The 24,376-nt window shown below is 30.4% G+C and carries 22 protein-coding genes, 1 tRNA gene and 1 pseudogene; 11 read left to right on the top strand and 13 right to left on the bottom strand.

Annotated elements, in window-relative coordinates; all coding sequences use genetic code 11:
• Positions 1-57: 57 nt before the first annotated feature.
• Entirely contained in the window at positions 58-3,681 is a 3,624-nt protein-coding gene (locus VDP25_RS08205; RefSeq protein ID WP_334468611.1) for a DUF4175 family protein, read from the bottom strand.
• A gap of 502 nt (positions 3,682-4,183) precedes the next feature.
• Here VDP25_RS08205 and gltX point away from each other — a divergent pair.
• Positions 4,184-5,698, top strand: coding sequence for a glutamate--tRNA ligase (gene gltX, locus VDP25_RS08200; RefSeq protein ID WP_334468610.1), 1,515 nt, complete (start codon positions 4,184-4,186; stop codon positions 5,696-5,698).
• 49 nt (positions 5,699-5,747) lie between these two features.
• Here the strand turns inward: gltX and VDP25_RS08195 are convergent, their stop codons facing one another.
• Positions 5,748-6,425 (bottom strand): hypothetical protein, encoded by a 678-nt coding sequence (locus VDP25_RS08195; protein ID WP_334468609.1) that lies wholly within the window; start codon positions 6,423-6,425, stop codon positions 5,748-5,750.
• A gap of 86 nt (positions 6,426-6,511) precedes the next feature.
• Between VDP25_RS08195 and VDP25_RS08190 the strand changes: the two genes are divergently transcribed.
• Positions 6,512-7,444: an SPFH domain-containing protein gene (locus VDP25_RS08190; protein WP_334468608.1), complete on the top strand. Its 933-nt coding sequence runs from the start codon at positions 6,512-6,514 to the stop codon at positions 7,442-7,444.
• The gene (locus VDP25_RS08185) at positions 7,437-7,952 is read left to right on the top strand and encodes a hypothetical protein (protein ID WP_334468607.1); all 516 of its coding nucleotides are present in this window, start codon (positions 7,437-7,439) and stop codon (positions 7,950-7,952) included. The genes VDP25_RS08190 and VDP25_RS08185 overlap by 8 nt, the downstream gene beginning before the upstream one ends.
• A gap of 64 nt (positions 7,953-8,016) precedes the next feature.
• Here VDP25_RS08185 and VDP25_RS08180 read toward each other — a convergent pair whose 3' ends face one another.
• From VDP25_RS08180 to VDP25_RS08170, 3 genes are all read right to left on the bottom strand, one after another.
• Entirely contained in the window at positions 8,017-8,505 is a 489-nt protein-coding gene (locus VDP25_RS08180) for a DUF1761 domain-containing protein (protein ID WP_334468606.1), read from the bottom strand.
• Between the two features lie 94 nt (positions 8,506-8,599).
• Positions 8,600-8,812, bottom strand: a complete 213-nt coding sequence (locus VDP25_RS08175; RefSeq protein ID WP_252723660.1) for a hypothetical protein — start codon at positions 8,810-8,812, stop codon at positions 8,600-8,602.
• A gap of 60 nt (positions 8,813-8,872) precedes the next feature.
• Complete coding sequence (locus VDP25_RS08170) at positions 8,873-10,882, bottom strand: glutamine--tRNA ligase/YqeY domain fusion protein (protein ID WP_334468604.1); 2,010 nt, start codon at positions 10,880-10,882, stop codon at positions 8,873-8,875.
• Positions 10,883-11,038: 156 nt separating this feature from the next.
• Here VDP25_RS08170 and VDP25_RS08165 point away from each other — a divergent pair, with 156 nt between their 5' ends.
• The 4 genes and pseudogenes from VDP25_RS08165 (at position 11,039) to VDP25_RS08150 (ending at position 11,817) form a co-directional block, all read left to right on the top strand.
• Positions 11,039-11,134, top strand: a complete 96-nt coding sequence (locus tag VDP25_RS08165) for a zinc ribbon domain-containing protein (protein ID WP_334468603.1) — start codon at positions 11,039-11,041, stop codon at positions 11,132-11,134.
• A 47-nt stretch (positions 11,135-11,181) separates the two neighbouring features.
• A pseudogene (locus VDP25_RS08160) lies at positions 11,182-11,238 on the top strand (zinc ribbon domain-containing protein); the annotation flags it as partial.
• Between the two features lie 51 nt (positions 11,239-11,289).
• The gene (gene folB / locus VDP25_RS08155) at positions 11,290-11,652 is read left to right on the top strand and encodes a dihydroneopterin aldolase (protein WP_334468601.1); all 363 of its coding nucleotides are present in this window, start codon (positions 11,290-11,292) and stop codon (positions 11,650-11,652) included.
• 94 nt (positions 11,653-11,746) lie between these two features.
• Positions 11,747-11,817: transfer RNA gene (locus VDP25_RS08150), tRNA-Cys, on the top strand.
• 238 nt (positions 11,818-12,055) lie between these two features.
• Here VDP25_RS08150 and VDP25_RS08145 read toward each other — a convergent pair.
• The 5 genes from VDP25_RS08145 to rnr form a co-directional block, all read right to left on the bottom strand.
• The gene (locus VDP25_RS08145; protein ID WP_334468599.1) at positions 12,056-12,286 is read right to left on the bottom strand and encodes an ion channel; all 231 of its coding nucleotides are present in this window, start codon (positions 12,284-12,286) and stop codon (positions 12,056-12,058) included.
• A 396-nt stretch (positions 12,287-12,682) separates the two neighbouring features.
• Positions 12,683-13,366 (bottom strand): LysE family translocator, encoded by a 684-nt coding sequence (locus VDP25_RS08140; protein WP_215926363.1) that lies wholly within the window; start codon positions 13,364-13,366, stop codon positions 12,683-12,685.
• A gap of 122 nt (positions 13,367-13,488) precedes the next feature.
• The gene (locus VDP25_RS08135) at positions 13,489-13,725 is read right to left on the bottom strand and encodes a hypothetical protein (protein ID WP_334468596.1); all 237 of its coding nucleotides are present in this window, start codon (positions 13,723-13,725) and stop codon (positions 13,489-13,491) included.
• 2 nt (positions 13,726-13,727) lie between these two features.
• Positions 13,728-14,027 carry a YbjQ family protein gene (locus tag VDP25_RS08130; RefSeq protein WP_334468594.1) on the bottom strand — a complete coding sequence of 100 codons (300 nt, stop codon included), beginning with the start codon at positions 14,025-14,027 and terminating at the stop codon, positions 13,728-13,730.
• 104 nt (positions 14,028-14,131) lie between these two features.
• Positions 14,132-16,378, bottom strand: coding sequence for a ribonuclease R (gene rnr / locus VDP25_RS08125; protein WP_334468592.1), 2,247 nt, complete (start codon positions 16,376-16,378; stop codon positions 14,132-14,134).
• A 1,340-nt stretch (positions 16,379-17,718) separates the two neighbouring features.
• On the opposite strand from rnr, the gene VDP25_RS08120 reads away from it, so the two are divergent.
• From VDP25_RS08120 to VDP25_RS08105, 4 genes are all read left to right on the top strand, one after another.
• Positions 17,719-19,149 carry a T9SS type A sorting domain-containing protein gene (locus tag VDP25_RS08120; protein WP_334468590.1) on the top strand — a complete coding sequence of 477 codons (1,431 nt, stop codon included), beginning with the start codon at positions 17,719-17,721 and terminating at the stop codon, positions 19,147-19,149.
• 226 nt (positions 19,150-19,375) lie between these two features.
• On the top strand, positions 19,376-19,810 hold the full coding sequence (rpiB, locus tag VDP25_RS08115; protein ID WP_115815480.1) for a ribose 5-phosphate isomerase B: 435 nt from the start codon (positions 19,376-19,378) through the stop codon (positions 19,808-19,810).
• Positions 19,811-20,722, top strand: a complete 912-nt coding sequence (locus VDP25_RS08110; protein ID WP_334468587.1) for a cation diffusion facilitator family transporter — start codon at positions 19,811-19,813, stop codon at positions 20,720-20,722.
• Between the two features lie 2 nt (positions 20,723-20,724).
• Positions 20,725-21,168, top strand: coding sequence for a GNAT family N-acetyltransferase (locus VDP25_RS08105; protein ID WP_334468585.1), 444 nt, complete (start codon positions 20,725-20,727; stop codon positions 21,166-21,168).
• A 24-nt stretch (positions 21,169-21,192) separates the two neighbouring features.
• Here the strand turns inward: VDP25_RS08105 and VDP25_RS08100 are convergent, their stop codons facing one another.
• The 3 genes from VDP25_RS08100 to rnpA form a co-directional block, all read right to left on the bottom strand.
• A complete protein-coding gene (locus VDP25_RS08100) occupies positions 21,193-21,966 on the bottom strand; it encodes an OmpA family protein (protein WP_252723659.1) in 774 nt (257 codons plus the stop codon).
• A gap of 123 nt (positions 21,967-22,089) precedes the next feature.
• Positions 22,090-23,724 carry a S41 family peptidase gene (locus VDP25_RS08095; RefSeq protein ID WP_334468582.1) on the bottom strand — a complete coding sequence of 545 codons (1,635 nt, stop codon included), beginning with the start codon at positions 23,722-23,724 and terminating at the stop codon, positions 22,090-22,092.
• Positions 23,721-24,098: a ribonuclease P protein component gene (gene rnpA / locus VDP25_RS08090; RefSeq protein ID WP_334468580.1), complete on the bottom strand. Its 378-nt coding sequence runs from the start codon at positions 24,096-24,098 to the stop codon at positions 23,721-23,723. The genes VDP25_RS08095 and rnpA overlap by 4 nt, the downstream gene beginning before the upstream one ends.
• Between the last annotated feature and the right edge of the window lie 278 nt (positions 24,099-24,376).

Below are 24,376 nucleotides of genomic sequence, written 5' to 3'. Positions count from 1 at the left end.
AAACGATGTTAGAATTATTACTTTGTACTGAAAATTACAGGAAAGCATTAAATCATATTATTCAGTATCCTTCTTAAAATACTCTCTGATTTTTTTCTTAAAATGATTTTGCAAAGGTAATGCTTGACGATTTAACATTTCAGTAGTATTAAAATATTGTTTTGCCGTAGGAATTTGACTCGGATTATTTTGATTGAATTCTTCTTTATTTGTTTCAGATTTACGTTTGGTATCTTGACCTTGCATAAACGTTGCATTCTCCATTTTTAATAATTGGTGTTGTACATCCATCATTTTTTGAAGCGTCTGTCTTGTAAACCCTGTATTCAATAAATCGAGTTCAATATCTTCCATTTGCTTGATTAATTGTCCTGCAGATTCAATTTTTCCTTCCTTGGCTAATTTATCTTCTAATGCCTGTCGTAATAACTGTTGTTTCTGATAAATTTTAAATAGTTCGCCATTTTGTTCTTCACTTCCTCCTTCACCATAACCATCGTTTTTCTCTCCTTCTCCATCACCATCTGTACCATCATCTCCATTTTTACCGTTTTTTCCGCCTTTTCCACCTTTACCATCTTTACCATTCTTGCCACCTTCTTTTTGTCCACTTTGGTTACCTTCCCCTTTTTGCTGACCATTTTCTCCGGCTTTACCACCTTTACCACCTTTTCCTTGCTCTTGGCCGCTTTGTCCATTCTCTCCACTCTTTCCATCTTGTCCTTCTTTTCCAGCTTTACCTTGTTCCCCTGGTTTTTCTCCTTCTCCCTCTTTTCCTTCCTTACCATCTTTACCAGGTTTTTCACCTTCTTTACCTTCCTCTCCCTCTTTACCTTCTTCACCTTTCTTTACGCCTTCTTCCATTTCTTTATTAATCTCTTCCTGAGATTTAATGATATCTGGTAATTGTGAATCTCCTTCACCTTGTCCAGCTGACGGATTCATTTCCATTTCCATATCATCTAAAACATCACTCAAAAAGCTCGCTAATTCATTGGTAGAAGTTACTGCGTATTGCTGTGCACCAACACCTGAGTATAATCTATTTTCTGAAAGTTGATCTAAGGCTTTATCAATATTAAAATAAACCTCAGTAATTTGTGAATTCACTTTTTCAGATATTTTAGGTTGTCTTAATGATAAAGCAAATAAACTATCGTCTATATGTTCAAAATGCTCTCTTAAATTACTTTGCTCAATAATGTACTTTCCGTAGTTGTTATTATTAATACCAATACTCTCAAAAGTTTCCATAAGAGCTTCTTGGTCAAACGAATAAAGTAAAAGATTCTCTAATATTTGACGTAATGCATCTGCATCTTCAGATGCTTGGTCACCACCTCCTCCACCTCCAGCAGCTGCCATTTTTAGCATTTTGCTCATTTCTTTCATCTTCTTAGCAGCTTTCTTTTGCTTTTCTTTAGCCTTTTTTTGATGCTCTTGAGCTTCTTTTTCTTGCGCTTTAGATTCGCTTTCTTCTTTTTTATCTAATGCTTCTTTGGCTTCTTTTTGGTCAAATTTAATTTCATCTTCTAAAAACTCATCTCTAGCAATCTTCATTGGTTTTTGAAGTTGTCTATCTTCACGCTTTAAATCTTCTAAATCTTTTTGAAGTTTATCAAACTCCTCATTCAATTGTTCTTGAGCTTCTTTTGTGTTTTCTTTATCCTTTTCAGATAATTTTTCTTGCTTTTCAGATAGTTTTTCTAACGCATTAGAAACCTTTTCAGCTTTCTTCATTACATAAAAACGCTTGGTTAATTCCAATAGCTGTTTCATGCTACGCTTCTTATTTTTGTTTTGCTTTGCTAATTCTTCAAGCTTTTGTGTAAATTCTTCTTTATTAATTTTATCCTTTAATTTTTCAAGCTCTTTAAGTAATTCTTCGTCTTTCTTTAATTGTTCTTCATTCTCTTTTAAACGTTCCTTTAAATCTTCTTTAAACTGATCGTCTTTCTTTTCGTCCTTTTGAAATTCTTCTAAATTATCTTGTAGTTTTTTGTTGAAATTTTTCATCAACTGTTCCTGATTTTTCTGACGTTTTAGAAACTCTTCAAATTTCTTTTTGTCATTAAAATTGAGGCTTTCTTTTTCCTTTTGCGTTTTAGATAATTCTTCGAGCTTTTTATCTTGTTCTTTAAGTTTATCGAACGTTTTACTAATATCCTTTATCGTTTCGTTCTGCTCATTGAGCTGTTTTTGCTCTTCTTCGTCCTTTGTTAGTTTACGGTAACTGAATGTTGAACTTTTGGTGCGCTTGTAATTATGTAATGCATCGTTATCAAAAACCTCGAAATACAATTGGTAACTTACACCATCTTCTAAGTTGAATTGATTAGGAAACGCACTTACAAACTCACTAAAATTAGATTTAGAAATAGTGATGGGTTCAACCATTTTATTAGACTCATCTTCAGTTGGATAATACACCAATTGTAATTTGGTTAAACCATAATCGTCACTCACTTGACCATAGAAATACAAGCTTTGTTGATCTATTGAGTCTTTTTGAACCTTGATATTTATTTCTGGATAAATATCTTTAACCACATTAATATTGTAGGCTAAATTCTCGTAATCTTTTAAATCATCGTTGCTTGTTGTGATGCTGTAATTATAGTTTTTATAAAGGCGTTTTGAGGCTTCAAAATTACCATTTTGGCTTGGTTTAAAACTCAGAGTATCTTCTGCATAAATTTGAACTCCTGTGGTTGATTTTGTTTTTGCTCTCCAGGTCACATTTGTACCTTCTGGAATCACAGCAGAACCTGTACTTTTTAAAACCTCATCTTGCTTTTTAGTATGTGCAGGATAATCTAAAACCATATCAAAATTAACCAGATTTGGTGTTTTAACTACATTTAGCTTATAAGGCTTTGATGTTACTTCATTTGCTGATAAGGTAAACTCAACAGCTTCTTTAGGTAAATTGAATGTGTATTGAAATTCACCAGCAGCTATTTGTTGTAAAAAATACGATTGCCCATTAAATTTAATTTGTGCATTCTCAGGAATCACATTTCCTGCTGTTGAAACTTGTAACTTAAAATCTTTATTTTCAATAGCTTGAAGCGATTCATTCAATACAAAAAACTGAAAAGGTGCTGGTGGCTCGTATGCCGTTTTGTAATTAACAACACGTTCGTAACTATCACTAAACCAATTTATTTTTCCTGTTACAAACGACAATAATAAAATTGCAATAGGAATAGCTGCATATTTTAAATATTTGGTATTTGACTTAAAGTTAATCGCAGATTTAAAAGGAATGGGTTGTAACTCTTGAGACTTCTGCTCTATACTTGCTAATAGTAAATCCGATTGTTGAGGGCTTTGATTAAGTTGAAGTACATTTAATAATTTATCATTCACTTCTGGAAAATGATTTCCTATAAGTTTTGAAGCCGTTTCAAAATTGATGCCTTGTCTTAATTTGAATAAATGTGACAACGGAATGGCTATAAACTTTACGAAGAGTGCTAATTCTACTGCGATAAACGTCCAAAATAATATCGTTCTAGCTGTTGGATTAAGCCATAACACATATTCTACGAATAATGTAATTATAAGATATAGTAAACCAATAGCGAAAAATAAGATAGCACCTTTTAGTAGTTCATTGGTGTAATACCTTTTAATGAATTGCTCTAGCTTTTGTTTTATGGTTTCGAAATTGCTCATTTAATATGTATTCTATTTTTTCTGTTCATTTTATTCGTCTATTTCTATTATATATAGATGAACTCATGATGTGCTTCGCAGTAGTCTTGATACAAAACGAACCAAAAAATCAAAACGATTTATTAGGAAATTGCAAGCACCATTCGCTGATACATTGATAATTCTATTTCACTTTAAACCTTATTTTTTCAATCCTTGATTTTATAGTTCAATAATGATTATTGCTCATTATTTCTGAAAATCGTTGCGTCCGACGCTGTCGGAACTAAAGGCACTAACAATCTATGAGTTACCTTTATTGGCCTCTAAAAATGATAAACTACACTCTATATTACCTTTAACTTACTAAACTACAAATTTATTTTAATCGATAATAGTTGAAAACTAATAAGATTCTGTTAATATAGAAGAATTTACTGTTAAATACGGTAAAACTTAACAAGTGCTTATTTTCTTTGTTCTAAAATTCTATCAAACTATCTTTGCGCTTTAATATACAATTATGTCTAAAAAAGTACGTGTGCGTTTTGCACCAAGTCCAACAGGACCATTACATATTGGTGGTGTAAGAACCGCTTTATTCAACTATTTATTTGCCAAAAAACATGGTGGTGATTTTGTTCTTAGAATTGAAGATACAGACCAAAACCGTTATGTTGAAGGTGCTGAAGATTACATTGTTAAATCATTAGATTGGTGTGGCATTTCTTTTGATGAAGGCCCAAATAAAAACGAAAAATTTGGTCCTTACAGACAAAGCGAACGTAAAAATTTATACAAGCAATATGCTGATGAATTAATTGCCAATGGTAAAGCTTATTATGCTTTTGATACGGCTGAACAATTAGATGCAGAACGCAAAGGTCATGAAGCCGATGGTAAAACTTTTATCTATAACTGGCATAACCGTGAAAAAGGCCGTTTAGTAAACTCTTTGGTATTAACTGAAGCAGAAACACAAGCTAAAATTGAAGCTGGTGATGATTTTGTAATTCGTTTTAAATCTCCACAAGATGAAACCTTACATCTTACAGATATTATTCGTGGTAATATAAAAATTGACACCAATGTTTTAGACGATAAAATATTGTTTAAGAGTGATGGTATGCCAACCTATCACCTAGCCAATATTGTAGATGACCATTTAATGGAAATTACACACGTCATTCGTGGTGAAGAATGGTTACCATCTTTAGCATTACACCAATTATTATATAATGCCTTTGGTTGGGAAGCACCAGAATTTGCGCATTTACCATTGATTTTAAAACCAACAGGAAAAGGAAAACTAAGCAAGCGTGATGGTGATAAGATGGGCTTTCCTGTATTTCCTTTAGAATATACAGCACCTGATGGAACCATTTCTAGAGGTTATAAAGAAGATGGCTATTTCCCTGAAGCTGTGGTTAATTTCTTAGCTTTTTTAGGGTGGAATCCTGGAACCGAACAAGAGTTATTTAGTTTAGAGCAATTAGTTGCTGATTTTGATTTAGCGAGAGTAAATAAAGCTGGTGCACGTTTTGATCCAGATAAAACCAAGTGGTTTAACCATCAGTATATGCAACAGCAATTAGATTTAGATTTGGCTGAGCAGTTTAAAGCCATTAGACCCGAATTAGCAGACATTGATGTTAATTATATTGCTTTAAGTATTGGTTTAATAAAAGAGCGTGCAACGTTTGTTAATGATTTTTGGGACTTGAGTCATTTCTTTTTTACAGCTCCAACAGCTTACGATGAAAAGGCCTCTAAAAAAGCACTTAAAGAAGGAACCGCAGACATTATGACTAAAGTTATTGAGCTTGTTAATGCCACTGATGACTTTACAGTTGAAAACCTTCAGACCAATATTAAAGGTTGGATTACAGATAACGACATTGGTTTTGGAAAAGTAATGATGCCTTTAAGACTCGCTTTAGTTGGTGCATTACAAGGACCAGATGTTTTTGATATTATGTATATGATTGGGAAAACAGAAACGGTTAATCGTATTGAAGCTTTAATAAAAAACATCTAAAAACAACTTCGATACGTCGTTTTGTTAATAACACTTTTTAAAAAAAAGTTTAAAAGGTAATCATAGCTGTTATAGCTAATAGCGACTGGTTACCTTTAAATTTTTTGTTAGTTCCAATATCAAGGTCTTGCTTGTTTAAATTACCTAACATATTGGTAAAACCATACATATACTGCGCTCTAAGCAATAAACGTCTTACTCCTAAGGATAAACCAACAGCTCCATTAACATTAAAGTTTGAAATATCGCTTATATCTTCAGTTAATAAATTGTTGTAACCTTTAATAAAATATCCTTCTTTAGCTTCATCTTTAAGCTCTAACTCACTATTGTATTGTAACATAGGACCAACATCTAAGGTTAAATTATTACTTATAAGTTTTATATGAAACAAAAACGAAATGTTAGCAACAAATAGTTTGTACTCAACAAATTCTTCAGTTAAGTTTCCTAATGCTGAGGCTTTAATATCTACATAATTTTCAGATAATTGAATGTTATAGCTCACATTATACCATCGATGCGGAATATCTACAGATGCTGACATTCCACCTATATAACCTGAATTTTTTTTAGTTTCAAAATTATCTGTTTGAATATCAAATTGGGTAATTCCACCTTGTAAACCAATGCCATTTTGAATTTTATAATTTTTGCGCTGAGCAAAACTATTTGTAACAAATGTTAAACAAATAAGTACTAATAAGAGAGATTGTATGTTTTTCATGCTATTTTTAAAGCTGATAGAGGCAAACCTAAGTAAAATAATTTACTTTTAGAGTCTCGTATTGTTTAACCTTAAAAAAACGTGCTATGGGTCAATTTATTTTCGTTCCAATTATATTCTTTGGACTTATCATTTTAGTTTCATCATTTTTTGTGGTGAAACAACAAACAGCAGCCATTATAGAGCGTTTTGGTAAATTTCACAGTATTAGACATTCTGGATTAAAACTTAAAATTCCGTTAGTAGATAAAATTGCTGGAAAATTAAGTTTAAAGATTCAACAATTAGATGTTATTATTGAGACTAAAACTTTGGATGATGTATTTGTAAAACTAAAAGTTTCTGTGCAATACAAAGTTGTAACGGAAAGTGTTTATGATGCTTTTTATAAACTCGATTATCCACATGAACAGATTACGAGTTATGTCTTTGATGTGGTACGTGCTGAAGTACCAAAAATGAAATTAGATGATGTCTTTGTTAAAAAAGACGATATTGCCTTAGCGGTAAAAGCAGAATTAAATGATGCAATGATGGACTATGGGTTTGACATTATTAGAACTTTAGTTACCGATATTGATCCTGATCCACAAGTAAAAATAGCAATGAATCGTATTAATGCTGCCGATAGAGAAAAAACTGCTGCACAATATGAAGGTGATGCGCAACGTATTTTAATTGTAGAAAAAGCAAAAGCAGAAGCAGAAAGTAAGCGCTTACAAGGTCAAGGTATTGCAGACCAGCGTCGTGAAATTGCTCGAGGATTAGAAGAATCTGTAGATGTTTTAAATAGAGTTGGTATTAACTCACAAGAAGCTTCTGCACTAATTGTTGTTACCCAACATTACGATACATTACAAGCTATTGGACAAGAAACCAATAGTAACTTAATATTATTACCTAATTCACCACAAGCAGGAAGTCAAATGCTAAACGATATGGTTGCTAGTTTTACTGCAAGTAACCAAATTGGTGAAGCCATGAAAGCCGCTAAAAACAAAAAAAAGAACGATGAATAAATTAAAAAAATTAATGCTATTGGTTTTAATAGCTGCAAGTGTAAATGTGTTTTCACAAACAAAAGCAGATGCTCTAAAGGATGCTAAAACAACTTCAAAAGCCACATTAGATATGGATTTTGAAACGCTTCTCAATTATACACTTCCTTCTGTATTGGATATGATGGGAGGAAAAGATGGTGCTATGCAAGTTTTAAAAACGACTTTTGATGGTATGAAAGCACAAGGTTTTGTATTTGAAAAAGCTGATATCATTAGTGTTTCTGAAATTGTAAAAGAACAAGATCAATTTCGTTGTGTCGTTGAAGGTTATAATCAGATGAAAATGTCTGAACAACGTATTTCTTCTAAAAGCTATCTTTTAGGTATCTATAATGAAACTGGTAAACATTGGTGGTTTATTGAAGCAAAGCAACTTAAAAATAAGGCTTTAGCAGATAATATATTACCAAATTTTGAAACTGCACTAGACATCCCAGAAGATGATGTAAAAGTTGAAAAACTCTAAATAGAGTATTATAGCTTAAAAAAACCTCTAAAATTATATTTAGAGGTTTTTTTATATTCACATATTACATACCGCAAATAATACTTCCCATAACTGCTAACGTTACAATCCAGTAACCAGCATTTATAAAAATATATTTTGCGCTTTTACGCTCAAATAAAGCGATAGTTCCTATAATTGGAAGTGCACCTAGTATTCCAAACATAGCTCCATGTAAGGCACCATGCTTAAACGTTCTAAATGTGTTTCCATAATCGGCCATAAACGCTTCAAAAGATGGTTTTGCTAATTCTGGCTCTGCTCCTACCATACTTAAAGCTCCCCATTGATGATTAGTAAATTGCATTAATAAAAAACTCAACATAGTAGCAAACACAAGTGTTAAGCCAAAAATAATTGCAATATTTCCACTTTTTATACGCTCTTCTGTCATTCCAGATTCTCGCATCCAAGCGATTCCGAATCCAAATTTTGGGTTATACCATAAAGCACCTACAAATAAAGCAGCTACTGCTGCAATTGGAATAGCGATTGGGTTAATTGGTAATTCCATGAATTTTAGTGTGTTAGTTAGAATTTAAATGTACAAAAAAACCTCATAAGTTTGACTTATGAGGTTTCTAATAAAGTTAAAATAATATAAAGTGCTAATGCCCTTCTTCTTTATATTTATCTCGAATTTCTTTTAATTCATTTAAATAATTTTTCAAATCTTCTTCATTGATACTTGCTGTACCATTAGCCCCTTGAGGCAATGTACTTCTAGTTTCATCTAAATGTTTTTGAAGTTCAGGATAATTGTCTTCAATGTCTCTTGTAACTGTTGAAAGTTCTGTAAGTAATTTTTGTGATATATTCATAATTATATGGTATATCCCTAAATTTATGAATTTTAAGACAAAATATCTCTCAAAAAATTGTTAAATTTCAGAAGCTTCAGCAACTAACACCTCATTTTTATCCGCTTTAGCCTTCTCAATAAACTCGTTAATTGCATCATTTCGCTCTAAGCCATTTTTAAGCAACTCTTTTAACGCAATTAAAACTGCGATACGAGTACCTGCTTTTTTTACTGCAGTGCCAAATAAAGGCTCTAAATCATCGTAAGAAACATCTTTAGCTAGCTCTTGTATTTCAGATTTAACTTTTAACTGCTTTTCTTCAGATAAATTGGTATATTTTTTTCCAAACTGTTGAATTACACTAATTGCCGAACGTTTTTGTTGTTGCGGTTTTGCTTTATTCTGATTTTGATTATTCTGAGGTTTTGGTTTTTGCTTTGCCCAACTATCTCTTAATCCTACAGTTTTATTAAATACCAATTTTTCAGCTGTAGAATCATCATCAACATTAAAATAACCTAAACGTTGAAACTGAAACTGCTCTCCTACTTCAACTGTTGCTAAACTTGGTTCTAAATAACCTGTTTTAATGGTTAAAGATTTCGGATTTATAAATTCCATAAAATCTTTGTCTTTATCACTATCAGGAGATTCATGACTAAACAAACGATCATACTCTCTAATTTCGGCTATAATAGCATGCTTTATAGACACCCAATGTAAGGTTCCTTTAACCTTTTTAGATGTATCTTCATCATAGGTACAATGCACTTCAAGAATAGCTCCATTTTGATCTTTTACCACATTATTCGCTTTAATGATATAAGCATTTTTTAATCGGACTTCTCCTCCAAGTTTTAACCTAAAATACTTGTTTCCGGCTTCTTCTTTAAAATCGTCTCGTTCTATATAAACTTCTCTAGAAAATGGTACTTTTCTATAGCCTGCTGAATCATCTTCTTGATTATTTTCAGCTTCTAACCATTCCTCTTTATCTTCAGGATAATTAGTGATCACTACTTTTATAGGATCTAAAACCGCCATTACACGATTGGCTGTTTTGTTTAAATCTTCGCGAATACAGAATTCTAAAAGTGAGACATCAATGACATTTTCGCGTTTAGCTACACCAACTTTTTCTATAAATTTTCTAATAGAATTTGGTGTATAACCTCTGCGACGTAAACCTGAAATCGTAGGCATTCGCGGATCATCCCAACCAGACACAATACCTTCTTCTACTAATTTAAGTAATTTACGCTTACTCATTATAGTATAACTAAGGTTAAGACGTGCAAATTCGCGTTGTTTAGGTAACATTGGAAGCGTATCTGAAGCATAGCTATAGATATGCTCTTTAAACCAGTTATAAAGTTCTCTATGTGGCTTAAATTCTAAAGAACACAAACTGTGAGATACTTGCTCTATATAATCGCTTTCTCCATGTGTCCAATCGTACATAGGATAAATACACCAATCATTACCTGTACGGTGATGATGTTTCTTTAAAACACGATACATAATAGGATCGCGCATTAACATGTTAGGATGTTGCATGTCTATTTTTGCACGCAGAATATGTGCACCTTCTTCAAACTCACCATTTTTCATGCGTTCAAAAAGGTCTAAATTTTCTTCAACAGAACGATTTCTGTATGGACCATCTACACCAGGTTGTGTTGGTGTCCCTTTTTGTTCTGCCATAGCTTCAGACGACTGGCTATCTACATAGGCCTTTCCATCTTTAATTAATTGTACAGCCCAATCGTATAATTGTTGAAAATAATCTGAAGAATACAATTCATTTTCCCATTGATAACCTAACCAAGCAACATCCTTTTTAATAGCATCTACATATTCTTGTTCTTCTTTGGCAGGATTGGTATCATCGAACCTTAAATTTACAGGTGCGTTGTACTTCTCTCCTAACCCAAAACTAATACCAATAGCTTTGGTATGACCAATGTGTAAATACCCATTTGGCTCTGGTGGAAAACGAAAGCGCAATTTATCTTTTGACAAACCGTTGGCTAAATCTTCTTCTATAATATGCTCAATAAAATTGAGTGACTTTATTTCTTCTGACATTATTTTAGGTGTTAGCTGTTAAGTATTAGCTGTTAGGTAAAACCCTTATACAGCTACAATTCTCAACATCATTATTCCAGGTGGTAAAATTAAACAAATTGTAACATTTATTTATGTTTTTATAATGATAGTATAAATCAAAAATCTAATACCATTATGAATTACAAATGTCCGAAATGTCATAATACTATTTGTACAGTAGAGCAATTGAAAAGCACTGGTGACACGTTTTCAAAGATCTTTGATATTTAAAACAAAAATTTACATCTGTTACTTGTAAAAAGTGCACGTATACTGAATTCTATAAAGCTAAAACTGGTGCATTGAGTAATATTTTTGATTTGTTTACGAATTAGAAAAGCGTAAAGACTGCTTCGCTCTATTATCTTTTATATTATTTTTGCTTTATGGGAATTATAAAAGTTGAAAATATAAGAGTATTTGCTAATCATGGCTGTTTAAAAGAAGAAACCGCTATTGGTAGTGATTACAGAGTAGATATTGAAGTAAAGGCTAATTTACAAACCTCCGCAGCATCTGATGAATTGAATGATACTGTAGATTATGTATTACTGAATAAAATTGTGAGGGAAGAAATGGCTAAACCATCTAAGCTTTTAGAAACGGTTGCTAAGCGTATTTTGAATCGTGTTTTTAATGAAGAAGCATTAATTACCAAAGCTACAGTTGCTGTGAGTAAAATTAATCCGCCAATAGGTGGTGACGTTGAAATGGTTACAATAAAAATGAGCCAGAAGCGAAAAAAGTAAAGCTATTTAGGCTAAAACATATATAATTTTTATATTTGCGCTCTCGTTAAATCAAATTTAAATTGATGAGATTCCTTTTTCAAAGGAAAAAAAGGGTGTCGTGGCCGAGTGGCTAGGCAGTGGTCTGCAACACCATCTACAGCGGTTCGAATCCGCTCGACACCTCAAAAAGCTTCTAAGTTTTCTTAGAAGCTTTTTTTATTTTTAAATTTTAAAAAAATTTAGATTAATAGATACGCGATTCGAATCCTAACCTTTAGTGACCTCAAAAAGCCTTCTATTTATGTTGAGACGTTTCTATTTATAATTTAGTAGGAAACTTAGATTAATAGATACGAGGTTCGAATTCTAACGTTTTAATGACCTCAAAACACCTTCAACTTCTATAAGGTGTTTTACTAATCTAACTTAATATTTGAGAGATTAAAGTCACACTGAATAAGGTTAGAAAGATCCAACCAATAAAGCCTTCTACTATGGCTAAATATCTACCGATTCCTTTAATAGGAATTTCCCCAAAACCTAAGGTTGTAAATGAATTAATACTAAGCGTTAGCGCATTAAACAGGATAGATAGTACTTTTATGAGTAAATACCCAAGTATTAGGACTCCTATTAAAAAACTATAAACCATCCTTTTGAAGGATGATAGCTCATGCCAGCTATTTTTTACAACATTAAGATAGTTCCAAAACGATAATTTAATTTCTATGAGTTTCGTTTGAGTGTTTATAAATAACAGCGAAAAAATGAAAATACTTTAGGTACATGATTGCTATTCTTAACTAATGCTGCTTTTGTGTTGGCATTTTGAAGTAGCTTATTTTCATCGATTTCATACGCTTTAATAATAGTAGCATCTGATGTAAAATAATTGATGGATTGTGTGATGCCTTTATTATATCTATTGAGGTTAATTTTATTCCAAGAATTAGTAGAAAACAGAAATACAATGGCGTTGAATTTACTAATAATATTATAAAATAGCTTTAGTACTTATTTTATACACCAACAAAATCTGTGGAAATGCTTAATCTATAGGATTAACCTTTTCAATTTGTTCCATACTTTTCTCATAAAGCTCGGGAAATAAGCCTTGACTTAGAAGTATAATACCAAAAATTAAAATAATTAGAGATACAATTTTTTTAGTCTTAAAAATACGTCTAGGTGTTAATTTACTTTTTAAACGTTTTGCAGCTGCAATCTTAAAAAGATCTGCTAAAAAATAAGACACTAACATGGTTACAATAAATATGGTAACTCCATTATCTGAAGTTGTAATAGATGTCCCAATAACAATAAAACCTAACCAACCTAACAGTACACCAATATTAATAAAATTGAGCAGAAAACCTTTAATAAAAAGCTTACCATAATCTTTCTTTGGAAGTACAATTTTGTGATGTTCTCTAACTATAGATCGGAATGATTTTGAAGTTTTTACAAAACTAATGAGTCCGTAAATAACTAATAAAGTTCCTCCAAAAACCAATAATTTTGGATCGTCTTTTATTTTATCTAAAAGGGTATCTGTACTTTTAAAAATAACGAGGATAAAAACAATATCTGCAAAAATAACACCAAGATCAAATACAATAGCGCTTCTAAACCCCTTAGTAACACTGGTTTCTAATAAAACAAAAAACACAGGACCAATGGTAAAGGCTAAGATTATTCCGAAGGGAATGGCTGTTAAGATATCGTCTAACATGTAAAACTTGCGGTTTACACAAATGTAAGAAACTCAACTGATATTACATACGTTTTTAGTCCATCACCTTGTAAAACGGTATAAATGGTTAAACGAAAAATATAGGAAGGTGCTTAAATATTTTATTTCAAGACAATTACCTTATTACTAAATATCCATTTCAATTGAATTTCATCACCAGAACGCTTTCTTACAATACGTCTTTGTGGTGATAAAATTAAAGTTAATATAGCCGAAATAGCTGTTAATAAATAGATGTTAATATCTTCGAATAGCATTTGAATTCCAAACCTTAAAATTAAATAAGTGATTAAGAATATTAGGAAAACATAAATACTAGCTTTTGTACTTGTTTGCATAATTAAACGGCAACTTTTACAGCAGTTCCTGTTACAGAAACCATAGCATAATTACTTGCTGTGAGTTCAATTTCTATTTTTATTCCAACAACTGCATTGGCTTTTAGTTTTGCAGCATTATTTTGTAAACTTTGAAATGCTTCTTCTTTTACAGTTTCTATGTTATTTTGCAGTTTGGTATAATACTTAGACATACTAAAACCCATTGAAATAGCTTCTTTATTAATTGCAACTCCTGTTACTATGCCTAAGTAATCTATTATGTTATGGTTTTCTATTGAATTGGTTGTGGTCAGGATCATAATTTGAATATTTTTCTTAATAGTACGTTTTATACTGTAAAGTTACAATTCTAATTGTTTTTAATGAGTTTTTAAAACCTCTTCATAACAGTATAAAATTGTAATTATTCATTGCTTATTTCTGGTTTGCCAACCATATAAAAATCTAAATGCTTTTTAGTTAAATCTGCATTTTTAACTTTTACAATTACTTCATCTCCGAGTTGATACATGGTTTTTGATTTATTACCAATCATAGCATATTGATCTTGATCAAATTGGTAATGATCATCTTTCATATCCCTTACACTAACCATACCTTCACATTTATTAGAAATTATTTCTATATAAATGCCCCAATCAGTAACTCCAGAAATTACACCTAAAAACTCTTCGTCTTGATGATCTTGCATAAAACGAATTTGCATATACTTAATAGAATCACGTTCTGCTTTTGTAGCTAAATATTCCATATTACTAGAATGTTTACAACGTTCTTCGTAAATCTCTTCGTTAGCAGATTTTTCGCCATCCAAATACTGTTGTAATAAACGATGTGCCATCACATCTGGATAACGACGAATTGGCGATGTAAAGTGACTATAATAATCGAATGCCAAACCGTAATGACCAATATTATGTGTGGTATATTCGGCTTTAGACATGGTTCTTATAGTAAGTGTATCTACTAAATTTTGTTCTTTTTTACCAACAACATCTTTTAGTAAGTTATTTAAAGATGATGCAATACTTCCTTTATCTTTAAAATTTAATTTATGTCCAAAACGCGCTACAATAGTTTGAAGCTGAGCTAATTTTGATTCATCTGGTTCATCATGCACACGATACACAAAGGTTTTCTTTTGTTTTCCAACAAATTCTGACACCTTTCTGTTCGCTAATAACATGAACTCTTCAATCATTTTATTAGCATCCTTACTAGTCTTAAAAAATACTCCTACTGGATTTGCTTCTTCATCTAAATCGAATTTTACTTCGACCTTATCAAAAGAAATAGCACCATCTCGCATACGTGCATTTCGCATTTTACGTGCCAGCTGGTTCATTTTAATTGTAGCTTGAGCTACTTCTACAGAAGTTTGGTATTCTTCTCCAGTTAACGATACTTCAGCAGGAATAGTTGTATCAATTTTTTCTTTGTGTTTTAATACATCAACTTCATTAATTGTTGCATTATTTTCAATAATAGCTTGTGCTTCTTCGTATGCAAAACGCGCATCAGAGTAGGTTACGGTTCTACCAAACCACTCGTTTTTAATTTCGCATTTATCATTCATTTGAAACACTGCAGAAAAGGTATATTTTTCTTCGTGTGGACGTAATGAACACGCTCCATTAGATAAAACTTCTGGCAACATAGGCACTACTCTATCTACTAAATAAATAGAGGTTGCACGCTCGTAAGCTTCATCATCTAAAACAGTTCCGGGTTGTAAATAGTGAGAAACGTCTGCAATATGAATTCCAATCTCATATAAGCCATTATCTAGAACTTTAAAGGATAAGGCATCATCAAAATCTTTAGCGTCTTTAGGGTCTATGGTAAAGGTTAAATCTTTACGCATATCGCGACGTTTTGCTATTTCTTCAGGTTTAATTTCTAAATCAATATTGTTAGCATATGCTTCAACTTCGTGCGGAAACTCCATTGGTAATCCATATTCTGCCATAATAGAGTTAATCTCAGTACCATGTTCACCTGGTTTACCAAGTACTTCAATAACTTTACCGTTTGGTGAATCTGATTTTTCTGGCCAATCTTCTAGAGCAACCAATACTTTATCACCATCTTCGGCTTTATTAATTTTATTGATAGGTACAAAAATATCAGTATACATTTTATTGCTATCTGCTACAACAAAGGCAAAATTCTTTTTCTCATGAATTTGAATGGTACCAACATATTCCGTTTTTGCACGTTTTATAATGTTAGTAATTTCTCCTTCTTGTTTGCCTCTATGTTTTCGTTTATAGGCATAGAACTCTACTTCGTCTCCATTTAAAGCTTTATTAATATTGTTTGAAGCGATGAAGATATCTTCTTCAAAATCATCGCAAATAATATAACCGTTTCCTTTAGCTGCTAAATCTAAAATACCTGTATGATATTCTGTATTTACTATAGCTTTAAATTTGCCACGTTCTACTTCTTCAATCTCTTGTTTTGCTTTAAGTTGTTGAAGTTTCTTTATAATTTGGTTGCGACTACTAGCATCATTAACGCCTAGTTTAGCTGCAATTTGTTTATAGTTAAAAGTTGAGTTTCTTTCTTTTTTTAAAATACTAAGAATTGTATTTGTAAGGTTGGAAATCTTGTTATGTGAAGGTTTCCTGTGTTTCTTTTTTGTCATTTAATTTGTAATCATATTCATTTCCTATAAGTGATAGGAATTCTAATTTAAAACTTAATTAAGGCGAAGAGAGGTTATTAAGTTTGCTACAAAGTTACGTTTTAATTTTTTAATGATGTTTATAGAACGTTAAATTAATGGAAAAGCACTGTAAATTTCACAGAGCTTTGCTTTAAAAGTATAGTATTAAAACTAGTCTATAATCAACTTTTTATCGCCTTTTTCTTTAGGTAGTTTCTATTTCTACTGCATATAAACCAGAAGTTTATTTTTAACGTATTTAGTAAACACTTTTAAATAGCGATAATTTAAACGTTGGAAATTTATTTTTCAAAACAAGAAAATCTAAGAAGTATAAATCTATTAGATTTTTAATTCTAATAATTAGTCATTATTGCTAAAAAACGATGTTATCAACATATATATACATATTATCATTTTTCTTTTAAAATTTAAAAAATAAAATAATGGTTATTATAGTCTGTTAATAGCTAGTATAACTTTTTGAAGTTTTATTTTGATTAATCGTAATTTACATTTTACAACATTTTAGTTAACATTAAGTTTACATCTAAACGCTTCATTTTTAAGCTAAATTAAAAAGCTATTAACAACTGTTAATAACGAATGTTAATAGAAATGACTGATATGTTTATTTTAAAATCTTGTTCATTTCACTACAAATGATGTTTAATAACTTCGGCGAAAAAAACAACTAACTTATTTGGTTATCTCATCTCTATTTTTGTTTGAAAAAATTAATGAATAAACCTAATTTTAGTTTTAAAGACTTGTGAACACTTATTAACAAGTTATAAGATATGTTATCATAACTATTAACAAACCTAAATACTAGATAATGTTTTTGAGTGGTATTTAATAGATTAAGTTTAGAATAGAACTTTATATACTTATATAATGAGTAGCATTATTAATAGATCCAAGTAATTTAGATGCTAGTAATTAAATTATTCTTTAAAATTTAACAGAATTAATCATTTTATATGTTTCGTGAAAATGAGTTCTAACAACTTCAAATACCATTATTTCTACAAGCTATAAAAAGTAAGATTTATAACTATTAAATAGTTTTACCAAAAAAGGAATTTCTAGAAGATAATTAGTAAAAGTCTAATAAAAATTTAATTATTCTTTAAAATTTTCAATCTCCATAACACATTATACGCTAGTATTTTACTAGCTATAAAATACAAAAATTATCGATTTGATGTTTTTTTTTGCTTAAAAAATCGATGAAAAACTAATTTGATACAAAATAGAAAAACTTGATATATCATTGTACCAAATTCCAAATTTATTAATTTATAAAACCTACAATTATGAAACTAAAATTATTTTATTTATCGTTTTTATTTAGTGTATTATTTTTAAACTTTTCTAATTCTCAACAAACATATCTCCCAGATGATGTTTTTGAACAATATTTAATAGACGAAGGTTATGATACCGTATTAGACAATTATGTATTAACAGCTAATATTGCTAACATAGATACAGTAAACTTATATGATAAAAATGTTACAGACTTAACAGGTATAGAAGATTTTGCAGCGTTAACTAATTTAAATATTTCTAGTACTTTAGTACTTAATATAGATGTAAGTGCAAATACAGCATTAACTACTTTAAATATCTATGATACTTCAATAAGTAGTTTAGATGTTAGTAATAATTCTGCATTAATTAATTTATATGCAGATAATACACTTTTAAATAGTTTAGATGTAAGTGCAAATACAGCATTAACTACTTTGTTTATTACTAATACAGAAATTAATAGTTTAGATGTAAGTAATAATACGTCTTTAGAGGTTTTAGGTGTTTCTGATACTCCAATAATTAGTTTAGATTTAAGTAATAATACGTCTTTAACTTATTTATCTATTTACAATACATTAATAAGTAGTTTAGATGTTAGTAATAATAGTGTTTTAACTACTTTAAAAACTACAAGCACTGATAACTTATATTGTATTACTGTAGCAGATGAAGCAGCAGCAAATGCAGGTACAGGAATTTATTTACAATGGGAAAAAGATGAAGCTTGTAATTATAGTGAAAGCTGTAATTTTACTTATGTACCAGATAATGTTTTTGAGCAGTATTTAATTGATCAAGGTTATGATGTAGCACCAATAGATAATTATGTACCTACAGCTAATATAAAGCATGTAAATTCTGTAGATTTAAATAATACTGGTGTAGCTGATTTAACAGGTATTGAAGATTTTGTAGAACTAACTGTTTTAGATGTTTCTTTTACTTCGGTAACTAATGTAAACGTAAGTAATAATATAGCATTAACTGACTTATTTGTTAATAACACTTTAATTAGTGATTTAAATGTAAGTTTAAATACAAATTTAAATATTTTAAATGCCTTAAATACTCCAAATTTAGATTGTATTACTGTAGCAAATGAAGCAGATGCAACTTCAGTTTCTGGTATTTATGTTAATTGGCAAAAAGATGCAATTTGTAGTTATAGAGAAAACTGTAGTGCTCCATTAAGTGATATAGAATTTGATGCTACTAAAGTGTTTGTTGGACCAAATCCAATAAAAGATCAATTACAAATTAAACTTAACAATGCTGATGTTCTAAACGACGTAAGTGTATACAATATTTCAGGAAAATTAATTCTAAAATCTACGAGTACTAATATTGCAACAAGTCATTTAGTATCTGGTATGTACTTGGTAAGAATTACAACGGATAAAGGTAGTTTTACAAGAAAATTAATAAAATAAGTATAACCACTCTATTAATAATATACTTAAAAAACCTTGAGACATGTCTCAAGGTTTTTTTATATAATACATATACTAAATAAAACTAATAGTTTAGGAACTGTGTAATATTTAAGATATATAGCAAAAAAAATGAGAAAGATAATTTTATAAAGAAGTCTTAAAGCAAAAACAATAGGGCTATTTTTATTCGTAACTTTGTTGTATTAAATTAATTCAATACAACATGACAATCTCAATAGGAAACGATCACGCAGGACCAGATTATAAATTTGCTATAGTAAAGCATTTAGAAGCTAAAGGTTATACTATTAATAACTATGGAACAGACACTTTAGATAGTGTAGATTATCCAGATTTTGTACATCCTGTAGCAAAAGATGTTGAGGCTAAAAAAGTAGATTTTGGGATACTAATTTGTGGCAGTGCAAATGGTGTAGCAATGACAGCTAATAAATACCAGCATGTAAGAGCTGGAGTTTGTTGGACAAATGAAATAACGGAATTAACACGTTTGCATAACAATGCTAATATTATTTGTATTCCAGCACGTTTTACATCAATTCCGCAAGCTATAAAAATGGTAGATACCTTTTTAGAAACTAAATTTGAAGGTGGTCGTCATCAAAACCGTGTAGATAAGATTCCATTATCATGTTAAATGAGTCATTCACACAACCATTCGCATAATTCTAAAGACTTAAAGGGTCAAAAGCTTTTAATTTCAATACTTCTAAATATTGTTATTACTGTAGCTCAAGTTATTGGTGGTTTTGTTTCTGGTAGTCTTTCATTACTCAGCGATGCTTTACATAATTTTAGCGATGTTATTTCTTTAATAGTTAGTTATGTAGCTGCTAAATTATCGAAGCAAAAAGCATCTATTGATAGAACTTTTGGTTATAAACGTGCCGAAATTTTAGCTGCCTTTATTAATGCTAGTACGTTAATTATTGTAGCAATAATCTTAATTTTTGAAGCTGTAAAACGTTTTAAAAATCCACAAGAAATAGAATCTGGTTTAGTTATTTGGTTAGCCATTGTCGCCATTATAGGTAATGGTCTTAGTGTTTTATTATTAAGAAAAGATGCTAAAAATAATATTAATATGCGTTCTGCTTATCTGCATTTACTTACAGATATGTTGGCTAGTGTAGCTGTACTCATTGGTGGTTTATTAATGAAATATTATCAACTGTTTTGGGTAGATAGTTTACTAACCTTATTAATTGCATTGTATTTAATTTGGGTAGGTTACGATTTGTTAAAGACATCTACTAAAATGCTAATGCTGTTTACACCAGATAATATTAATATTAAAGCGGTTGTAAGAACAGTTAATAAACTACCAAAAGTTAGCAAATTACATCATGTACATATTTGGAATTTGAGTGACGATGAGTTGCACTTAGAAGCCCATTTAGACTTAAAAGAAGACATTTCTACTACAGAGTTTAATGATTTACTTCTAGATATCGAAACTGTTTTACATGATGAATTTAATATTAATCATGTTACCATTCAACCAGAGTTTAATAAAGAAGACCCTAAAGAGGTCATTGTACAAGATTAACTATGATAACAACTAAAATAAGCGCTTTTAACGAACTTTCTATAGTAGAGTTATATGATTTACTTCAATTAAGAAGTGAAGTCTTTGTAGTAGAACAAGATTGTGTATATCAAGACATTGATGGTAAAGATCAAAAGGCACTTCATGTTTTAGGTTATAAAAATGAAAAATTAGTTGCTTATACAAGAATTTTTAAACCTGGAGATTATTTTAAAGAAGCTAGTATTGGTAGAGTCGTAGTAGAACAAAAAGAACGGCAATATAAATATGGATATACAATAATGAACGCTTCTATAGAGGCTATTAAAACTTATTATAATGAAACCATCATTAGAATTTCTGCACAAACGTATTTAAAACGTTTTTATAATAATTTAGATTTTAAGGAAGTAGGAGAAGAATATCTCGAAGATGGTATTCCTCATATTGCTATGTTGCGTTCTTAATTATTTACTAAGGAAAACAAACTATTATTTATCGTAAATTCTAGTTACTAAGATTTCTACACGTCTATCTAACTCAGGCTCACCACCCAAAGGAGCTTTACGTCGCATACCAACATATTTCATTCGGTAATGTTTTACTCCTTTGTCTGCTAAATAATCATAAATATACTTAGCGCGCGCAACAGAAAGATTACGTTTTTTTGTTTTTCTATCTACAGCATCTCTATTACCTTGAGTACAACATACATGGCCTTCAATAGTAAAGTAAATGTTAGTACGTTCTGCTAATATTTCAGCAATTTTATCTAGTACTTTTTTCGAGTCTTTTGTTAAATAACTATAGCCTGTTCTAAATAGTAAATTGTCAAGTAATATTTTATCTCCTTCTTTTAAATCTCCTTTTAACAAGTCTTCTGGATTATTTTTTTCAGGCTTTTCTTCTTTTTCCTTTGGAGGATAGACAGGAGTAACAATGATTTCAACTTTACGATTTAAACCTCGTATTTTATTAAGGTCATCTTCACGAATAATATTGACTAAAATTTTACCTTTTCCATCAACATTGGTCATTTTAGACTCATCAAATTCGTTATTAGAAAACACTTCTTTTATGGCATCTGCACGATTTTGAGATAAGACGAGATTATAATTATCACTACCTCTATCATCTGTAAAACCATAAATTGTAACTTTTTCTATATCAATATCTTCAATTGTAGATAGAAAAAGTAATAACCTACTGTGTTCTGTTTCTGGTATATCGTGTTGATCAGTTTCAAAATAAACCTCGTGTTTCATTTCTTTTTGAGAAAAAGAGAATTGAAAGCATAGGCATAAAAGGATAATTAGGGGTCTCATTTTATTATAATTTTCTTACTTACAGAAAACATTTATGATGTTAAATATAAAAAAAATAAATTTCTATCTCAAAATACTTGCGTATTGTAGCGGATTATTAAGAATATTTATGGCTTTTTTAATTTCAGCATTGTGAGCAGTGTAATAGGTATATAAACCTTCACTGTAGAAATAACGTTTAATAATTTCGTCTGTAAGTAATGATTTTAATTGCGTTTTGTTTTCATCAATAGCATTAGATTTATAGGCTTGTAATGCTTTAGTTAAGTTAGCATATTCTGATGTAATTACAGCATCAAGCTCTTCTTCTTTTGCTACGTTAATGGCGTTTGTTAAGGCTTTTTCAGTTTTAGTTTCAAAATTGAAACCACTTGTTTTTATATAGTTTTTAAATTTTTTGAAGTCAGAATCGGAAAACTCAAAGCTGTTTAGATTTTCAACTTTATTGTTGTAATAATAATTGGTTGCAAAGTTGAATACTAAATTTTCATTTGATATTGCTTTAGTAATTGGTGTTTGTTTTGCAAATTCTACTTCAATATCAGGTTGTACACCTCCACCGTCAAAAACATCGCGTCCATTTTTAGTTTTAAAGGCATTGTAATTTTCTTTTTGAGTTCTTGTAGCTTTTCCATTTTCATCTCTATTCCAATAATCTAATGCTTGAATACAACGGCCAGATGGAGTATAATATCTAGAAATAGTAATTTTCATTTGTGTACCATACGTTAGTGGTTTTGGACGTTGTACAAGACCTTTTCCAAAGCTTCTTGTACCAACTACCACAGCACGATCCATATCTTGTAAAGCACCAGATACAATTTCACTTGCAGAAGCACTTCTTCCGTCTATTAAAACCACTAATGGAATTTGTGTATCAATAGGTTCGCGTTTGGTATAATAAGTTTTATTATATTTTTTTACTTTAGATTTAGTTGTTACCACCAACTGATCTTTAGGAACAAAAATATTAGTCACGTTAACAGCCTCGTGAAGTAAACCACCAGGATTTCCTCTTAAATCTAAAATTAACTGTGTAGCTCCTTGGTTTTTTAATGCTTTAATAGCTCTAATTGTTTCGGAAGACGCTTTATCATTAAATTTTCTTAACACAACATAACCCGTTTTTTCATCTACCATAGCGTAGTGTGGGACTGCTTTAATTTCTAAAGATTCTCTAATAATTTTTACCGTATTAGTTTTTCCTTGACGTTTATAAACTAAAGAAACTTCAGTACCTGAAGCTCCTTGCAATAAATTTGCAGCATCTTCTTTAAAATCTGCTACGGCAACTTTATCTACTTTAATAATTTCATCACCAGCTTTAAGACCAGCTTTATCTGCAGCATAACCTTGGTAAGGTTCAACGATTACCAATTTATCTTTTAAGGTTAATACTTTTGCTCCAATACCTGTGTAATCGCCTGCATTATTAATTCTAGAGGCCTCGACATCTTGTTCGTTGTAAAATTGTGTATAAGGATCTAAATCGTCTAACATGCTTTTAATGGCTGTATCCATTAAGTCGCCAGGATTAGTATCATCTACATAATTCATGTTAATTTCTTTAAAAAGCGTTGTAAATATTTCTATTTGCTTAGCAATTTCAAAAAAATCGTTTTTAAATGCTGTAGTGCTAGTAAATATAAGCACAGCCAACACTGGAAGTATTATTTTTTTATGTAGGAGTTTTTTCATTTGTTAGAAGTTTTGTCGGTAAATTTCCTAAACAATAATTTCATACTATCATTTAGTTTATCAAAAGTTGTTCCATCTTTACTAAGGTACAAAATCATAAACGCAAAAGACGCAGAACTATTGTTAAAATATAATGGTTTATTAAGTCTGTAAGCTTCGCGTAACAAACGTTTTATTTGGTTTCTAGAAACCGCTGTTTTGTGCAAACGCTTACTTACAGAAACACCTGTTTTAAGTTGAGATCCATCTTCAAATTCGGTTTTAAGATATACCAATTTTAGTGGGTAAGCTGTTACTGCTTTTCCTTCTGTAAAAAGCTGTTCGATTAGCTTTTTGCTTTTTAATTTATCTTTTTTTGAATATTTAAAGCTCATTTATATAAATCCGATTTAGCAAAAATAGAAAACCACATCTATTTGATGCGAATTTATACACATATTAATGCTTTTATTAGCTCTAAGGTGTGCTTATTAGGGATTAATTTGTAACTCATAGGACAATTATAGATATAAATTAACAGCTACAGGTAGTGCTTAGGCCTTGTAAGTTATTAAATTATAAGGTAATGTATATAAAAGATGCACATGGTCTGTTTATAAAGCATTTCGTCTAATAAACTTTTTTTGAAAGCATTTTATTTCAAAAGCATCTA

The sequence above is a fragment of the Winogradskyella sp. ECml5-4 genome (assembly GCF_036903175.1).
GTDB lineage: Bacteria > Bacteroidota > Bacteroidia > Flavobacteriales > Flavobacteriaceae > Winogradskyella > Winogradskyella damuponensis.
The sequence above is the reverse complement of the archived record's forward strand: the minus strand, read 5'-3'. Positions and strand labels throughout refer to the sequence as shown.

Coding starts and splice junctions, on each gene's coding strand:
- VDP25_RS08205 (WP_334468611.1), bottom strand. CDS start 3,681: ATGAGCAATTTCGAAACCATAAAACAAAAGCTAGAGCAATTCATTAAA.
- gltX (WP_334468610.1), top strand. CDS start 4,184: ATGTCTAAAAAAGTACGTGTGCGTTTTGCACCAAGTCCAACAGGACCA.
- VDP25_RS08170 (WP_334468604.1), bottom strand. CDS start 10,882: ATGTCAGAAGAAATAAAGTCACTCAATTTTATTGAGCATATTATAGAA.
- VDP25_RS08195 (WP_334468609.1), bottom strand. CDS start 6,425: ATGAAAAACATACAATCTCTCTTATTAGTACTTATTTGTTTAACATTT.
- VDP25_RS08105 (WP_334468585.1), top strand. CDS start 20,725: ATGATAACAACTAAAATAAGCGCTTTTAACGAACTTTCTATAGTAGAG.
- VDP25_RS08120 (WP_334468590.1), top strand. CDS start 17,719: ATGAAACTAAAATTATTTTATTTATCGTTTTTATTTAGTGTATTATTT.
- VDP25_RS08190 (WP_334468608.1), top strand. CDS start 6,512: ATGGGTCAATTTATTTTCGTTCCAATTATATTCTTTGGACTTATCATT.
- VDP25_RS08145 (WP_334468599.1), bottom strand. CDS start 12,286: ATGGTTTATAGTTTTTTAATAGGAGTCCTAATACTTGGGTATTTACTC.
- VDP25_RS08130 (WP_334468594.1), bottom strand. CDS start 14,027: ATGATCCTGACCACAACCAATTCAATAGAAAACCATAACATAATAGAT.
- VDP25_RS08165 (WP_334468603.1), top strand. CDS start 11,039: ATGAATTACAAATGTCCGAAATGTCATAATACTATTTGTACAGTAGAG.
- rpiB (WP_115815480.1), top strand. CDS start 19,376: ATGACAATCTCAATAGGAAACGATCACGCAGGACCAGATTATAAATTT.
- VDP25_RS08180 (WP_334468606.1), bottom strand. CDS start 8,505: ATGGAATTACCAATTAACCCAATCGCTATTCCAATTGCAGCAGTAGCT.
- rnpA (WP_334468580.1), bottom strand. CDS start 24,098: ATGAGCTTTAAATATTCAAAAAAAGATAAATTAAAAAGCAAAAAGCTA.
- VDP25_RS08100 (WP_252723659.1), bottom strand. CDS start 21,966: ATGAAACACGAGGTTTATTTTGAAACTGATCAACACGATATACCAGAA.
- rnr (WP_334468592.1), bottom strand. CDS start 16,378: ATGACAAAAAAGAAACACAGGAAACCTTCACATAACAAGATTTCCAAC.
- VDP25_RS08135 (WP_334468596.1), bottom strand. CDS start 13,725: ATGCAAACAAGTACAAAAGCTAGTATTTATGTTTTCCTAATATTCTTA.
- VDP25_RS08175 (WP_252723660.1), bottom strand. CDS start 8,812: ATGAATATATCACAAAAATTACTTACAGAACTTTCAACAGTTACAAGA.
- VDP25_RS08110 (WP_334468587.1), top strand. CDS start 19,811: ATGAGTCATTCACACAACCATTCGCATAATTCTAAAGACTTAAAGGGT.
- VDP25_RS08185 (WP_334468607.1), top strand. CDS start 7,437: ATGAATAAATTAAAAAAATTAATGCTATTGGTTTTAATAGCTGCAAGT.
- VDP25_RS08095 (WP_334468582.1), bottom strand. CDS start 23,724: ATGAAAAAACTCCTACATAAAAAAATAATACTTCCAGTGTTGGCTGTG.
- folB (WP_334468601.1), top strand. CDS start 11,290: ATGGGAATTATAAAAGTTGAAAATATAAGAGTATTTGCTAATCATGGC.
- VDP25_RS08140 (WP_215926363.1), bottom strand. CDS start 13,366: ATGTTAGACGATATCTTAACAGCCATTCCCTTCGGAATAATCTTAGCC.